15 protein-coding genes are annotated in these 15,042 nt (G+C 59.2%); 5 read left to right on the top strand and 10 right to left on the bottom strand.

The annotated features are described in order from the left end of the window. Positions 1–58 precede the first annotated feature (58 nt). The 3 genes from HF327_RS14500 to HF327_RS14490 form a co-directional block, all read right to left on the bottom strand. A complete protein-coding gene (locus tag HF327_RS14500; RefSeq protein ID WP_198460844.1) occupies positions 59–997 on the bottom strand; it encodes a 2-hydroxyacid dehydrogenase in 939 nt (312 codons plus the stop codon). Between the two features lie 74 nt (positions 998–1,071). After that, positions 1,072–1,842, bottom strand: a complete 771-nt coding sequence (locus HF327_RS14495) for a class II aldolase/adducin family protein (RefSeq protein WP_198460843.1) — start codon at positions 1,840–1,842, stop codon at positions 1,072–1,074. Further along, complete coding sequence (locus tag HF327_RS14490) at positions 1,824–2,705, bottom strand: TauD/TfdA dioxygenase family protein (protein WP_198460842.1); 882 nt, start codon at positions 2,703–2,705, stop codon at positions 1,824–1,826. The genes HF327_RS14495 and HF327_RS14490 overlap by 19 nt, the downstream gene beginning before the upstream one ends. Positions 2,706–2,948: 243 nt before the next feature. Here HF327_RS14490 and HF327_RS14485 point away from each other — a divergent pair, with 243 nt between their 5' ends. Further along, positions 2,949–3,620, top strand: a complete 672-nt coding sequence (locus HF327_RS14485) for a TetR/AcrR family transcriptional regulator (RefSeq protein WP_198460841.1) — start codon at positions 2,949–2,951, stop codon at positions 3,618–3,620. A 20-nt stretch (positions 3,621–3,640) separates the two neighbouring features. On the opposite strand, the gene HF327_RS14480 is transcribed toward HF327_RS14485, so the two are convergent. From HF327_RS14480 to HF327_RS14455, 6 genes are read right to left on the bottom strand one after another with little or no spacing between them, the layout of a single operon-like run. Further along, positions 3,641–5,362, bottom strand: coding sequence for an acetyl/propionyl/methylcrotonyl-CoA carboxylase subunit alpha (locus tag HF327_RS14480; RefSeq protein WP_198460840.1), 1,722 nt, complete (start codon positions 5,360–5,362; stop codon positions 3,641–3,643). 9 nt (positions 5,363–5,371) lie between these two features. After that, complete coding sequence (locus HF327_RS14475) at positions 5,372–7,015, bottom strand: 5-oxoprolinase subunit B/C family protein (protein WP_198460897.1); 1,644 nt, start codon at positions 7,013–7,015, stop codon at positions 5,372–5,374. A gap of 8 nt (positions 7,016–7,023) precedes the next feature. After that, positions 7,024–7,788: a LamB/YcsF family protein gene (locus HF327_RS14470; protein WP_198460839.1), complete on the bottom strand. Its 765-nt coding sequence runs from the start codon at positions 7,786–7,788 to the stop codon at positions 7,024–7,026. Positions 7,789–7,807: 19 nt separating this feature from the next. Continuing rightward, entirely contained in the window at positions 7,808–8,473 is a 666-nt protein-coding gene (gene pcp, locus HF327_RS14465; protein WP_198460838.1) for a pyroglutamyl-peptidase I, read from the bottom strand. Between the two features lie 12 nt (positions 8,474–8,485). Next, positions 8,486–9,439, bottom strand: a complete 954-nt coding sequence (locus HF327_RS14460; RefSeq protein WP_198460837.1) for a DUF979 domain-containing protein — start codon at positions 9,437–9,439, stop codon at positions 8,486–8,488. Continuing rightward, on the bottom strand, positions 9,436–10,155 hold the full coding sequence (locus HF327_RS14455; RefSeq protein ID WP_099738893.1) for a DUF969 domain-containing protein: 720 nt from the start codon (positions 10,153–10,155) through the stop codon (positions 9,436–9,438). Before HF327_RS14455 ends, HF327_RS14460 begins: the two co-directional genes overlap by 4 nt. Before the next feature lie 296 nt (positions 10,156–10,451). On the opposite strand from HF327_RS14455, the gene HF327_RS14450 reads away from it, so the two are divergent. Beyond that, entirely contained in the window at positions 10,452–11,129 is a 678-nt protein-coding gene (locus HF327_RS14450) for a GntR family transcriptional regulator (protein WP_198460836.1), read from the top strand. A gap of 76 nt (positions 11,130–11,205) precedes the next feature. Here HF327_RS14450 and glmS read toward each other — a convergent pair whose 3' ends face one another. After that, positions 11,206–13,122: a glutamine--fructose-6-phosphate transaminase (isomerizing) gene (gene glmS / locus HF327_RS14445; RefSeq protein ID WP_198460835.1), complete on the bottom strand. Its 1,917-nt coding sequence runs from the start codon at positions 13,120–13,122 to the stop codon at positions 11,206–11,208. 136 nt (positions 13,123–13,258) lie between these two features. Here glmS and HF327_RS14440 point away from each other — a divergent pair, with 136 nt between their 5' ends. From HF327_RS14440 to HF327_RS22110, 3 genes are all read left to right on the top strand, one after another. Further along, a complete protein-coding gene (locus tag HF327_RS14440) occupies positions 13,259–13,759 on the top strand; it encodes an Lrp/AsnC family transcriptional regulator (RefSeq protein ID WP_198460834.1) in 501 nt (166 codons plus the stop codon). Positions 13,760–13,887: 128 nt separating this feature from the next. Then, on the top strand, positions 13,888–14,607 hold the full coding sequence (locus tag HF327_RS22115; protein ID WP_236024203.1) for an MASE2 domain-containing protein: 720 nt from the start codon (positions 13,888–13,890) through the stop codon (positions 14,605–14,607). Then, entirely contained in the window at positions 14,511–15,029 is a 519-nt protein-coding gene (locus tag HF327_RS22110; protein ID WP_236024202.1) for a GGDEF domain-containing protein, read from the top strand. The genes HF327_RS22115 and HF327_RS22110 overlap by 97 nt, the downstream gene beginning before the upstream one ends. The last annotated feature ends 13 nt before the right edge of the window (positions 15,030–15,042 follow it).

Raw genomic sequence — 15,042 nt, 5'->3', positions numbered from 1 at the left:
GTAAAGGTCAAGCACCTGGCTTAAACCTTGATTGGCATGGCAGAAACTTGATTTTTTCTCAGCCTGTTGCTTCAGTCATGCCGAAGTGTTCAAGCAGATGCGTCTCTGCCTGCTCCAGCATGGCTTGTAGACCTTGCTGGGTAGAGCTGGCCATGTGCGGTGTGAGCACGATATTGGGCAGCTCCCTCAAAGCGGACGGCACTTCGGGCTCGTTGACAAAGACATCCAGTGCTGCAGCGGCAATGGTGCGGCTTTGCAGCGCCTGCACCAAAGCCCCTTCATCGACTATCGAGCCTCGGCCAATATTGACGAGCACACCCTGCGGACCCAGAGCCTGCAGCACTTCGGCATCAATCAATCCCCGTGTTTGCGAGCCGCCACTGGCGCAGACCACCAGAAAGTCCACCGCCGCAGCCAGCTCCTGCACGCTGTCATACCAGCGATATTTGACATCCAATTTGCGTGCTCTTCCGGTATAGGCAATCGACATGTCAAAGGCCTGCGCCCGTCTGGCGACGGCGCTGCCGATGCGCCCCAGGCCGACGATGCCCATGCGCCGACCTGAAAAACGCATGCCGGGCGGATAACGCCCCTGCAACCAGCGTCCCTGCTGCACAAACTGATGCGCCTGCAAAATCTGTCGCGTGGCTGTCAGCAGCAAGGCCAGCGTGTGATCGGCAATATCTTCGGTGGACACCTCGGACGTATTGCGCACTGCAATGCCTTGCGCCGCAGCAGCTTCCAGATCAATGCCGTCCATGCCCACACCAATGACGGAGATCATCTCCAGCGCAGGCCATTGCTGCATTTGCAATCTGCTCACCACCGACTGCGCGTTGCACAGCATGGCGCGCACCTTTGCGGCAAGCGTCACGCGCTGTGCAGGTTCCAGCAACGCATCGTCGTGCAGCACAAAATACTGGCTCAGTCTCTCGCGCAGCATGGGCGGGACAGGCGTCACCAGCAACAAATGAGGTCGCAGGCCTGGGTCAGTCATAAAAACAGCTTTCAGAAAGACGAAAGAGTTCTTCACTTTCCGCCAACGATGCAGCAGGAAGTGAAGAGTCGGACTTACTCAAGCACCGAAGGATCGCGACGGATTTCATCCCTGCACATGGCTTCCCATAGGAAAGGGAAGCCATGCAGATCCGTGCGCCCGCCTGTGGCCTTAACCACCTCGGGCGACAGTGGGTTGCCGCCACCCAGCGCCTGCACACGCCAGGCCAGGCGGCAGCGCCATTCCAGCGTGATGGCGCGCAGATGCGCCTGGCGAACACTGCCGCCGACAATCACCGCGCCATGATTGGCCAGCAGCGCCCACTTGTTCTGCCCCAGCGCCGTGGCAACGGCATTGCCCAGTTCACGCTGCTCCACCGTGCCGCGATACTCGTCATAGACCACAGGATCGGTATCGACCAGCGCCGAGGTCTGGTCATACACGGGCGGCACCTTGCCAGTAGCCGACCAGACCGAACTCCACTCGGGATGGTTGTGGATAACCACGCGCACATCGTGGCGCTTGTCATGCACATCCACATGCAGCTGAATGGCCGGAGTGATGTTCCACTCTCCCTCGATCACATGACCTTTGGCATCCAGCCGCAAAATATCGGAGGCTGTCAGCTCGCCCCAGGTCAGCTCCCAGGGGTTGGCCAGATACGTTCCATCATCCAGCCGCAGCGTGATGTGCCCCGCGATATGGTCGTTATAGCCCTCGCGCGACAGCACTCGGCATAGCAGAGCCACCTGCTGGCGCTCCGTCAGCTCGGGCAGCAAAGGCTTGCGACCCGGGCGCGGCGCGTACTGGGAAAGTAGTTCCTGATTCAGACCGTCGTGGCGCATGCGGCCTCCTTATCGTCTTGCTTTTTGGTCGTAGCGGGCTGGTGTGCGAACACCGATGCACGGTGCATGCGGCGCTGGTGCGGCGCGTAATCCAGAATGGCGTTGTGCACCACACTGCGGTTGTCCCAGATCACCATGTCACCAAGCGTCCAGCGATGCTTGAAGAGAAACTCCACCTGCATGCAGTGCCCATGCAGATAAGCAAGAATGGCCCGGCTTTCGGCCTGCGACAGCCCCTCGATATGCGTGACATAGGTGGGACTGATGTAGAGCGCCTTGCGCCCGGTGAGCGGATGAACGCGCACCATCGGGTGCAGATGCCTGCGGTTCTGCGACACCACTTCCACATAGCGCTCATGCGTGACAACGCCGTGCTGCAGCGCGGCCGTCATCGGCGCATTCATGTCATGCCAGGCGTGCAGACCTTCAAGGTACTGCTTCATGCGCGGCGACAGTGCATCGTAAGCACTGGTCATGCTGATCCAGCAGGTGTCGCCACCAGTGGGCGGCAAGATCTGCGCATGGGTCATGGTGACAATGGGCGGACTGGGCAGAAAGCTCTCGTCGTGGTGCCACATATCGGCACGGTCACCGAGCTTGGAGTCAATCACCGTGATCTGCTCGTAGCCCGCACCCAAATTTGGGTAGAAGATATGCACCTCGGCCTGGCCAAAATGCCTGGCAATTGCCAAGTGCTGATCGGGCGTCATGTCCGGTACATGCAGCACCAGGGCTTCATGCTTGATCAGCGCTGTCTCCAGTTCAGTCAGCGTCTTTGCAGACAAGGCTCCAGCCAGATCCAGTTGCAGAGCCTCGGCGCCAATGCGCGGGCCCAGCAGTTTGACGGTCAATGGAATGGACAACTCTTTCTCCTTCAATGGTGGCTGCCAGTCCTGCTGCTGCGCTTTTTGTCTCCTCCACAACGCAGTGCAGAACTCTTTAGAGTGATGAATGCCGCTAGGATTAGCCCAGCGGCAGGCACAGTCTAGAGAGCCAAAACCGCTTTTTCCACTCGCATTGCCGCGCACTGACTACAGCCGCAAACCGTTGCTGCCAAAGCAAAAAATCCAAAAACAGCAGATCACCAAATACAGGACTTGCATTTCATGGAATCGCGCACAACGCAACTCCCCAAGGACCAATTGCCCCAGCCGCGCAAGCTGCCTGTGCAGACCCGCTCCAAAGCGCTGGTGGATGCCATTGCCGAAGCCTGCCTGCGCATCCTGGACAAGGAAGGCGAAGAGGCCTTGACGGTGAACCGGATTGCCGAGGTATCTGGGGCCACCGTGGGCTCCATCTACCAGTACTTTCCGAACAAGGAATCAATGATTGCAGCGGTCTATGAGCGCCTGCTCGATCAAGAATCGGTACAGCTCTACCAGATGCGCGAGCAGCTGCATGGTCTGCCGCTGCATGCCGCTTTGCGCCAGATCTTTGCCAATATGATTCGCGTGGAGCTTCGGCTGCATGGACTCAGCCCCAGCTTTCATGCGCGCTATCGGTCAGCCCTGCATCTGGGTCTGTGGCATGCACCGCAGGCCAGCACGCAGGAGTTCATCAATACGACCTGGCTACCGCTGCTGCAGATATATGCCGATGAAGTGCAAACGGACCAGCCAGAGCTGGCCGCCTATCTGCTGGGCAAAGGCTTGCGCGAGATCATTCACAACGCAGTTCAGGACATGCCCGAGCAGGCGCGATCTGACGCTTTTCTGGATGCACTGGTGACCATGGCCCTGAGCTGCACCCAAACAAAACGCGACCCTCAGGCCGCGTGATGAACTGAGCGCGTCAAGCCTCAGCGGATATGTGCGATCACTGCACCCAATGTCTGGGCGGTTCCGGCTTGTGCTGCCATGGTGATGCGACCCGAGCGGTGTGCAGACACCTGCATTTCCATCTTCATGGCTTCCATCACGGCAATGACGTCGCCTTCTTTGACTTCATCGCCATCCACCACCTTCCAGACATGGAGGTTGCCGGCGATCGGCGAAGCCACGGCATCAGGGTCCACGCTTTGCTGGGCCGCTTGTGAAACAGCTGCAGTGGGTGCAGACAGGCCTTGCAGCAGCATGGCAGGCAGACCCAGCGATACACGGCGGCCATCAATTTCGATGGCGGTGCGCAGCAAGCTGGTGTCTGCCACAGGCTCAGCGCGAGCGGCAGCGGCCAGTGGTTCGGCAAACTCTGTTTCAATCCAGCGGGTGTGGACATGGAAGCCATCTGCGCCAACAAAGTCAGGCTGATTGAGCACGGCCTTGTGGAACGGCAGTACCGATGCCACGCCCTCAATCTGGAACTCGGCCAGCGCGCGGCGGGCGCGGGCCAGCGCTTGCGCGCGCGTGGCACCCGTCACGATGAGCTTGGCCATCATGGAATCAAAGGTGCCCGGAATGACGGAGCCGGTCTCCACACCAGAATCGAGTCGCACGCCGGGGCCGGAGGGTGGCGCAAAGCGCGTGATCAATCCAGGCGTGGGCAGGAAGCCACGACCCACATCTTCGGCATTGATACGGAACTCGATCGAGTGCGCGCGCGGTGCAGGCGTCTGTGTGAAAGACAGCGGCAAGCCATCAGCCACACGCAACTGCTCCTGCACCAGATCGATGCCCGTGGTTTCCTCGGTCACCGTGTGCTCCACCTGCAGGCGGGTATTGACCTCAAGGAAGGAGATGGAGCCATTGCCGCTGAGCAGAAACTCCACCGTGCCAGCACTGATATAGCCCGCCTCCGCGCAGATCGCCTTCGCCGCGCTGTGAATTCGGGCGCGCTGTGCTTCGCTGATAAAGGGCGCGGGCGCTTCTTCCACCAGCTTCTGGTTGCGGCGCTGCAGCGAGCAGTCGCGCGTGCCCAGAACCACCACATTGCCATGCGTGTCGGCCATTACCTGCGCTTCGATATGGCGGGGCTTGTCGAGGAACTGCTCGACAAAACATTCGCCACGGCCAAAGGCGGTCACGGCTTCGCGTACGGCGGACTCGTACAGCTCGGCCACCTCGTCCATGCGCCAGGCGATCTTCATGCCGCGCCCGCCACCGCCAAACGCAGCCTTGATGATGATGGGCAGACCGTGCTGCTGGGCAAAGGCCAGCACTTCATCGGCACTGGTGACCGGATCGGCCGTACCCGCCACCAGCGGCGCACCGACCTTGAGCGCAATCTTGCGGGCTTCCACCTTGTCGCCCAGCTTGGCGATGGTGTCGGGCTTGGGACCAATCCAGATCAGACCGGCATCCAGCACGGCGCGTGCAAAGGCTTCGCTTTCCGACAGAAAACCGTAGCCAGGGTGCACGGCATCGGCGCCCGAGCGCTTGGCAATCGCAATCAGTTTTTCGATGTTGAGATAGGTCTGCGCAGGCTTGTCGCCATCCAGCCCATAGGCCTCATCGGCGCGGCGCACATGCAGGGCGTCGATATCCGCGTTGGCATAGACGGCGACGGATTTCACGCCGTAGTCGGCACAGGCGCGGGCAATGCGGACGGCGATCTCGCCACGGTTGGCAATCAGAACTTTTTTCATACGACTTCCTCAATCCGCCACTGCAGGAGTTAACTCTGCAAAAGCGCGGATGGGGTTAAAACGAATCCAGGCGCCGACAGGAATCTGTCCCGCCAGATCAAGGTGGTGCGCGGCCACGCAGCCAATGACGGGGTAACCGCCGGTCAAAGGGTGATCGGCCAGAAACAGCACGGGCTGACCGCTGGCGGGCACCTGAATGGCACCCAGCGGAGTGCCTTCACTGGGCAGCTCGGTGGTGATAGCGCGGCTCAGAGCCTGCTCGCCTGCCAGTCGCAAACCCACGCGGTTGGACTGGGGCGTGACCTGCCAGCGCTGGCTGGCCAGCAGAGCCACGGCCTCTGGCGTGAACCAGTCGGTGCGCGGGCCCAGCTCTACATCGAGCACCACTTCAGCATCGGCAGCGGGCAGTCCTTGCACGGGCAAAGCTGCATCAGCCACAACGGTATGGACTGCAGGCTGCACACCCAGCCACTGGCCGCGCTGCAGCGCGGGTGGACCGACATTAGCCAGCGTATCGGTCGCGGCACTGCCTAACACAGGCTGCACCTGATAGCCGCCGCGCACCGCCACATAGCAGCGCGCACCGGCCGTGGGCTGCCCAATGGTCACGGTGTCGCCATCCGCCAGCGCCAGCGCGCAGTCGCTGGATGCGACCCAGCTCTGACCCGCTGCATTGGTGATGGTGATGGGCGCCTGAGCACCGGTAATGGCCAGCACCTGTTCACCACGGCTTTGCAGGGACAGGCCACCGCCCACGGTCTCCAGTGCAGGCCAATTGCTGGCATTGCCGACCAAGCGATTGGCGGTCTTGAGGGCCGCCTGATCCATGGCGCCCGAGGCCGATACGCCCTGCCCTGCCTGACCGTGTCGACCCAAGTCCTGAAACAGCGTCAGCAGACCTGTGGCGCGTACTTGCAGGGCTGGAGCATCCTCTGCCGGTGCTTGCATATTGCTAGCTGCTTGCGCTTGAGGAATGGCGCTTTGAGATACGTTCAATCCTGCACCGCTTGATTGATCAACGCCAGCCGCTTCTTTTTCAATAGCACCCATATCTACAAAGCGCACGCGGTAGCCGGGCTGCAGCAAGGCTGGCAAGTCACGCGACAAGTCCCACATGGCTTCATCGGTCACGCCGATGATTTGCCAGCCGCCCGGACTGGCCTGTGGATAGACGGCGCTGAAGGTACCCGCCAATGCCACAGCGCCCGCAGGCACCTTGGTGCGCGGCGTGGCACGGCGCGGTACGTTGAAGATAGGGTCCCCGCCGCTCAGATAGGCAAAGCCTGGTGCAAAGCCGGTAAAGGCCACCGCCCATTCGCTGCCGGTGTGGCGGCTCACGACTTCTTCAGGGCTGATGCCCAGAATCTGCGCCACCTCGGCAAGATCTTCACCGTCGTAACGGACGGGAATCTGCACCAGCACATCGGAGCGCTGCACTTCGCCATTCAGATCGCAAGCTGCAATGCGATTGACGAGTTGCGCCGTGCTGATGATATGGGGGGCGAACTGTACAAGAATGGTGCGTGCGGCAGGCACCAGCTCCTGCACGCCTTCAATGGACTGTGCCTGCAGCGCCCCCAGCAGTGCCAGCGTCTGCTGCAGATCGGCCAGCTCCACCAGAATGCTCTGGCGATTGACGGGAAGAAAACGCATGGCGCTCATTACGCAGCTCCTACGAAAGAAGCGATCTGCACGCCTTCCTGCTCAAAGCGCTGACGGATATTGCGGGCAATGGCCACGGCACCAGGGCTGTCGCCATGCACGCAGATGGAGTCAGCTTCCACACGCACCATGGAGCCGTCCACGGCTTCAATCACACCTTCGCGCACCAGGGTCAGCATGCGCTGGGCAATCAGCTGCTCATCGTGCAGCACCGCACCGGCCTCGCGACGAGACACCAGTGCACCCTGCGGCGTGTAGCCACGGTCGGCAAAGGCTTCTGCCACTACGGTCAGACCGGCATCCCGCGCCCAGCCAATCAGCGGTGCGCCAGCCAGCGCCATCAGCACCAAGCTGGGATCAATCGCTTTCATGGCCGTGATCACATCCATGGCCTGGCGCTTGTCCTGGGCAATGGTGTTGTAGAGCGCGCCATGCGGCTTGACGTATTTCACGGTCGTGCCCGCAGCCCGCGCCAGACCTTGCAATGCGCCAATCTGATAGATCACATCGGCCACCAGATCACTGCTGGCCACATCCATGTTGCGGCGGCCAAAACCCGCCAGATCGCGGTAGGCCACATGCGCGCCGACCACCACATTGCGCGCTTTGGCGGCCTTGAGCGTGGACAGAATGCCAGCCGCATCGCCCGCATGAAAGCCGCAGGCCACGTTCGCGCTGCTGACGATATCGAGCATGGCGGCATCGTCGCCCATGGTCCATGCGCCAAAACTCTCGCCCAGGTCGCTGTTCAAATCCATTTTCATCATGCGTCTCCCGGCCAGCTCAATGCAGCTGGCCTGCGTTTTCCTGCAAATCCTCTTGCACCGTCATGGCCGTGTGAATGGCGCTGCGTATGCCTTGCACCTGTGTCTCCAAAGCCATGCTGGCCATGCCGGGATGCTGTGCTGCCTGCTGTGGCAGCGCGGGGATGTGAATAAAGCCGCCACGCACACCCGGCCCGGCACGGCGCGCAAGACGGTGCATGAGCGCGTAAAAAACATGGTTGCAGACGAAAGTGCCTGCAGTGTTGGACACCGAAGCAGGTATGCCTGCATCGCGCAAGTTTCGCACCATGGCCTTGATGGGCAGCGTGGAGAAATAGGCAGCCGGCGCCTCGCGCACCACGGGCTGATCCACCGGCTGATTGCCCGCGTTGTCCGCAATGCGTGCGTCATCCATATTGATAGCCACACGCTCGGGCGTGATATCCGTGCGCCCGCCCGCCAATCCCAGACTGATGATGAGCGTGGGCTGCAACTGCGCCAGAGCCTCATCGAGCACAGGCATGGCAGCGCCAAATACACAGGGTAGCTGCAGAGCGTGCACCACGCCACCGGCAATCAGCGCCCCATCCAGTGCCCGCGCCACTTCCCACGAGGGGTTGACGCTATCTTTATCGAAGGGCTCAAAGCCGGTGAGCAGAATTCGCTTGGCAGTGGCAGCAGTCATGGCAACACTCTCTTAACGGAACATCAGGAAGTTAAGCAGGAATACATTGACGATCAGCAGCGCAATCGCCGTTGGAACCTGCGCACGGATCACCGCATTCTTGTCAATTTCCAGCAACGCGGCGGGCACCAGATTGAAATTGGCCGCCATCGGAGTCAACAAGGTACCGCAGTAGCCGGACAACATGCCCACTGCTGCCATCACGGCCGGATCACCGTGGTACACGCCCACCAGCACGGGCACACCCACACCGCCGGTCATCACGGGGAAGGCGGCAAAACCATTGCCCATGATGACGGTGAACAGCGCCATGCCGATCACATACACAGCCACGGCCACAAAGCGCACATCCATGTTGATGTAGGTGGTGGTGACATAGGCCACGGCCTTGCCCACACCGGCATCAGAAAACACCAGACCCAGCATGCCCAGCATCTGCGGCAGCACCAGCGCCCAGCCCAGAGCGTCGATCAGGCGGTGCGACTCACGCAAACCCTGCATCGGAGTTTCACGCGTCATCTTGCAGGCCAGAGCCAGCGCAATGACACAACCAATGCCCAGGCTGACCAGCGTGCTGTTCTTGGGATCAATCAGGGGAACACCACCGAACACCAGATGCTTGGCCGACAACGTACCGACCATGGTGATGAGGGGGATAGCCAAAGCAGGCACAAAAAGCTTGTTGCCCAGACGCTTGGCACTTTCCATGTACTGCGCATCCGTGCGCGGCTGGTGCTTGCCGCCCAGCACACCGCCAAAACCGGCGATCAAGGCCATGACGACAGCGATGATGCCCACCCATTCGGCTGGCAGCCGGTCTCCAACCAGAAACACCAGCGCATACAGCGCCCAGAACAGGCCTGCCGAAAAGCGACGCGGGTTGCTGGCATCGCGCAGCGTCATGACGGCCGTCACCGCCAGCACCACGCCGACGAGGTAGTACAGGTATTGAATGGTGATGGTCATGCCTGTTCTCCCTGAGCGGCTTTCTGTTCTGCAGCAATTTCACGCGCCAGCTGCTTGTCCAGACGATGCAGGCGGAAAGCATGAATGGCAAAGGCACAGGCTGCCGTGGGAATGCCCCACAGCGCGACATGAATCGGCTCGACTTCAATGCCCGCTTCTTTGAGGAAGGTCGTCATGAGCACAATGGCACCAAAGGCCACGAAGATATCTTCGCCAAAGAACAGGCCCACATTGTCTGTGGCCGCCGACATGGCGCGCAGCTTCTCGCGCACCTTGGTCGACAGCTTGCCGTAGCGGCTTTCGGTCGCACCTTCGGCCATGGGGGCCAGCAGCGGGCGCACCATCTGGGGATGACCGCCAAGGCTGGTCAGACCAATAGCCGCAGTCAGCTGGCGCGCAGCCAGATAGACGATCAGCAGGCGGCCGGCAGTGGCCGATTTGATGGAACTGATCCAGTTCTGCGCATGCTGACGCAGACCATGGCGCTCCAGCAGGCCAATCACGGCCAGTGGCAGCAAGATGATGAGCGGCAGATTGCGCGTCTTGATAAAGCCGGCACCAATCGCAGCCAGAACCTTATCGAGCGGGAAACCCGCCGCAAAGGCGGTGCCGATGGCGGTCACGATGACCACCAGCATGGGGTTAAAGCGCAGCGCAAAGCCCGCAATGATGATGAGCACGCCTATCAGCGGCCAAAGGTTTACGTCAACAGGCATGGGAGCCTCCGGGAATCATGCCCATTCCGCTGCGCGGTGGGCTGTGAGTGCTACGCCAAAAGGCGGGAACACACTCGCCCCGCCCAGCTCTTTTGAAGATGGCTGGGCACCCGTGTTAGCGCTGCTCAACTCTTCAAATTGTTGAACAATCTATAAAGATTGATTCCACAAATATCATTTTCTGCAGAACAAATAACCATGCGTAATAGAGTAAACCCTAGCTTCAGTTTCTCTTGAAGAGTTTTTGGCTCAACAAAACGGTGGCTACACTCTGACGTCAACACGAAGGAATCGCCATGAAAGCCCCAGCAGAGGTCCAGAATCTGACCGAGCGCATCGCCGAAGAAGTACGCAGTCAGCTGGTCAATGGCGCGCTCACTCCCGGTCAACGTCTGTCGGAAGCGGCGCTCAGCGAATCGCTGGAAATTTCGCGCAACACCTTGCGCGAGGTGTTCCGCATGCTGACCAAAGAAGGTCTGCTGGTGCATGAGCCCAACAAGGGCGTATCTGTGGCCGTGCCCAGCATGGCATCCATCATCGACATCTACCGCGTACGCCGCATGATTGAGTGTCAGGCGCTGGCCCAGGCCTACCCCATGCACCCGGCCCTGTCGCTGATGCGCGAGGCGGTCGAGACCGCGAAATTGCTGCGTGGCGAAGAAAACTGGTCCGAAGTGGGCACCGCCAATATGGCGTTTCACAAAGCCATCGTGGCGCTGGCTGACAGCGAACGCTTGAACGAAATGTTCTCCCACTTGCTGGCCGAGCTACGCCTGGCCTTTGGGCTGCTGCGCGACCCGCATTTTCTGCATGCCCCCTATGTGGACATGAACCAGAAAATTCTGCAGCTCTTTGAAAACGGCAAGCCCAAGGAAGCGGCAGAAGAGCTGAGCGCCTATCTGGTGCACTCAGAGCGAATTATTCTGGCCGCCTATGCGCGGCGACTTGCCGAGGCGGGCATCAAGGCCGCTTGAGTTCCAAGGCCTCGCAAGACCTGCGTCCATGAAAAAAGCGCTCCATTTCTGGAGCGCTTTTTGCTGAGTCTGTCGCTTATTCCACGGTCACACTTTTAGCCAGATTACGGGGCTTGTCCACATCCGTGCCACGAGCCAGAGCGGTGTGATACGCCAGCAACTGCAGCGGCACCACGTGCAGGATGGGGCTGAGCGCACCGTAGTTTTCAGGCATGCGAATCACATGCATGCCTTCTGCACTTTCAATATTGCTCTTGGCATCAGCCAGCACGTACAGCACACCACCGCGCGCTCGCACTTCCTGCATATTGCTCTTGAGCTTTTCCAGCAGTTCGTCGTTGGGCGCCACGATAGCCACGGGCATGTTACTGTCCACCAGCGCCAGCGGGCCGTGCTTGAGCTCACCCGCAGGGTAAGCCTCGGCATGGATATAGCTGATTTCCTTGAGCTTGAGTGCGCCTTCCATAGCGATGGGGTAGTGGATGCCACGCCCCAGAAACAGTGCATTTTCTTTCTTCGCAAAGTCTTCAGCCCAGCTGATGATCTGCGGCTCCAGAGCCAGCACCGATTGCAGTGCAACAGGCAGATGGCGCATGGCGGTCAGGTACTGCTGCTCTTTTTCTTCCGTCAGGCGACCCTTGGACTGGGCCAGCGCCAGCGTAAGCAGGAACAGACCTGCCAGCTGGGTCGTGAATGCCTTGGTAGAGGCCACGCCAATTTCCACGCCTGCGCGGGTGATATAGGCCAGCTCGCATTCACGAACCATGGCACTAGTAGCCACGTTGCAGATGGTCAGCGTGTGCTTCATGCCCAGACCCTGAGCATGGCGCAGGGCTGCCAAAGTGTCGGCCGTCTCACCAGACTGGCTGATGGTGACGATCAGCGTCCTGGGGTCAGGCACGCTGGTGCGGTAGCGGTATTCACTGGCCACTTCCACATTGCAGGGGATACCGGCAATCGCTTCAATCCAGTACTTGGCGGTGCAGCCGCTGTAGTAGCTGGTTCCGCAGGCCAGAATCAGCACACGGTCGATTTCCTTGAATACACGCCATGCAGCTGCGCCGGTCTTGCCTTCAGGCGTGACGCCATCAAACAGCTCGGGGGCAATGTGTTCCACACCTTCAAGCGTGTCGCCAAAGGCGCGGGGCTGCTCGAAGATTTCTTTTTGCATGTAATGGCGATAAGGGCCCAGCTCGGCAGCGCCGCTGTGCGCGTGCACGGTCTTTACAGGACGCTGCTTCTCCGTCAGGCGCTCACCGTTCTTGCTCACAACCCAGTAACGGCCGGGCTGCAAGTCAACCAGGTCGCCCTCTTCCAGATAGATGATCTGGTCCGTCACACCAGCCAGTGCCATGGCATCGCTGGCCAGGAAGTGTTCAGAACCTTCCTTGCCCACACCCAGAATCAGTGGCGAGCCTGCACGGGCACCCACCACGCGGTGAGGCTCGTCCTTGTGCATCACGCCAATGGCGAATGCGCCATGCAGACGGGTAGTTGCAGCCTGCACCGCTTCAAACAGATCGCCGCTGTAGAGACTGTCCACCAGATGGGCAATGACTTCCGTGTCGGTCTGGCTCGCAAAGACATAGCCCTTGCTTTGCAGTTCGCTACGCAGAGCTTCGTAGTTCTCGATGATGCCGTTGTGCACCAGTGCCACTCGGGCGGGTGCATCGGCATCCGCCACAGCCGAAATGCCGGGACCATGACTGAAGTGTGGGTGAGCGTTGCGCACAGCAGGTTCACCATGGGTAGCCCAGCGAGTATGGGCAATACCTGTCAGGCCACCCACATGCTCGGTCTTGACCTGCTCCATCAGCTCTGCCACGCGGGCCGTAGAGCGGGCACGCTTGAGGCCCAGACTCAGACCATTGACATCGAGTGCCTGCACGGCAACGCCGCAAGAGTCATAGCCACGGTACTCCAGTCGCTGCAGACCCTGGACCAGAACAGGAACGATATCGCGATCAGAGACCGCAGCAACAATGCCACACATAGATGTACACCTCAGGTTGAATTTCCGGGGATACTACTCGCCGAAATATTAAATATTTCTTCAAATAACATTATTTATTGAACGAATATTTCAGCCAGAAAGTAAATTGATTTTTTATTCAATTAAATTACATTAAATGAATGAAAATTCCATCAACTTGGATACTGTCGATCTTCAACTTTTGAGGCAACTTCAGCGAGATGCCAGTCTCAGCAATCATGCTCTGGCCCAGTTGCTGCACCTGTCCGCCCCCACCTGCTTGCGCCGCGTCAAGCGCCTGCAAGAGCTTGGACTGATAGAGAAACAAGTAGCCATTCTGAGCAGCGAGCAACTGGCCAAACTGACCGGTCATGGCCTGCAGGTCATCGTGGAAGTCTCACTGGACCGGCAAGACAGCACGGCCTTGCTGCAATTCGAGCACAAAGCCGTTGCGGAGCCCTGGGTGCAGCAATGCTGGCGTGTATCGCCTGGCCCAGACTTCATTCTGATCATCGCATCGACCGACATGCCTGCCTACCTCGCCCTTAGTCAGAAGCTGTTTACCCAAGACTCGAACGTGCGCAATGTCAAAGCGTTCTTCAGCATAAAGCGTGCAAAGTTCAGTACTGAAGTGCCAATTCCTGAAAAGCGTCATTAGTCCGACAACCGCATGTATTTAAGCTCTTGATGTGTGGCAAATATGCTGCGCTACTGCGTTAATTTTTGATACAAATTGTTTTTAATTAGACTATTCTCACGACTTTGACTTAACGCAAGTTTCGCCAGATGCCTCTGCATCGAGAGATTCACCGCCGTACCTACCCTTTGCGCGCCTCTTATTTGACATTGGCGGGCATTGTGGTGGCCGCAAGTTTGGCGTATCACCCGTCCAATATTTCATGGTGGGCATTCACTGCGGTAAGTGCACTCGTCTGGCCTCATATTGCCTTTCTGCATTCACGACACCACCAAGACCCGTTTCATGCGGAATATATCAATTGCCTGGTCGATGCCTTGATCATCGGTAGCTGGGTCGCACTGCTGCACTGGAGCCTGCTGCCCAGTTCCTGCATCCTGGCCATCGGTGTGGCTGACCGCTTCTATACCGGACTCAAGCGCCGCTGGCCTTCCACATTGATTGCCTTACTCATCGGCATGCTGCTGATGTCTGCGCTGATTCGCCCTGCGCCGCAGTGGGATGCACCTTTAGTCGTTCAGCTGAGTTTGCTGCCATTAATCATCTTGCACAGCGCCTATGCCAGCTGGTCCACTCGCAGCATGCTCAAGACATTGGCCAAGCAAAATCTTCAGCTCAGATTACTGGGCCGCATTGACCCCTTAACCACGGTTTACAGCCGTGATTACTGGTGGAAAAAAGCCCGTACTGCACTGCACTGCAGCAATATCGCATGTCTCAAGAACAAACCAGCTTGCTCGTCATTGACATTGATCGCTTCAAAACCGTCAACGACGACTACGGCCATATTGTGGGCGACGAGGTTTTAAAGCAGATTGGGCTGAGCATTCGCAATTGCCTGCGCAGTCACGATATTGCTGGCCGCTACGGCGGTGATGAATTTACCGTCCTGTGCAAGCACGCCAATGCAAAAGAGGCATATTCCGTCGCCCTGCGAATTCGCGACAAGCTAGCGCAAATACGCATTCGCGAATATCCAGACTTGCGTGTCAGTGCGAGTATTGGTGTCGCCGCAGCAGATGCCAGCATTGGCTCGGTCACCGAATGGGTCAAGGCCGCCGACAGCGCGCTCTACAGTGCCAAAAATGCGGGCCGCGATCAAGTGTTTGACGTGTCAGCCAGCATGGCCCTGAACTCTCACAGCCCTGCAACCATCCCGATGCCGTTTGAAGCCACCCTGATTCCTGCGGTCTCCCAGTCACAAAAGCAGCAGGAGCGCAGCAGCGCCTGATACAGGCCTGCGC

The organism is Comamonas suwonensis, from assembly GCF_012844455.2.
Classification (GTDB): domain Bacteria; phylum Pseudomonadota; class Gammaproteobacteria; order Burkholderiales; family Burkholderiaceae_C; genus Comamonas; species Comamonas suwonensis.
This window is presented reverse-complemented; position numbering and strand designations above follow the sequence as displayed.